The following is a 272-nucleotide window of genomic DNA, read 5'->3' on the forward strand; positions in this document are numbered from 1 at the left end:
GGACGACGATTCGATAGGTGCCAGGTTGGTCGAAAGCCAGTTCAGCGACGGGCTCGTCGCAGGGGTAGTCGACGCCACCGATGTTGATGGTGCTGGGCACCGGCAAGCCGGACAGCGTTCCGCCATCGAGGACCGCCGGGTTCTGCGGCCGCGGCGTCAGGACGCCCTGTTTCACATAATGCGTGTCGGGATCGCTGCGGCCGTCGACCCATTGCTGTTGGTTGTGCTGGCCGGTGGCGACGATGCAGTCGTGCGGCCCGCTCATCACACCG

At 65.8% G+C, this 272-nt stretch carries 1 protein-coding gene; it reads right to left on the bottom strand.

The window, feature by feature from the left end; translation table 11 throughout:
• The coding region (locus SB847_RS21050; RefSeq protein ID WP_410578560.1) for a hypothetical protein at nucleotides 1-272 on the bottom strand (272 nt) is incomplete at both ends.

This window comes from Bacillus sp. SIMBA_026 (genome assembly GCF_046535335.1).
In the GTDB taxonomy this organism is placed as follows: domain Bacteria; phylum Bacillota; class Bacilli; order Bacillales; family Bacillaceae; genus Bacillus; species Bacillus velezensis.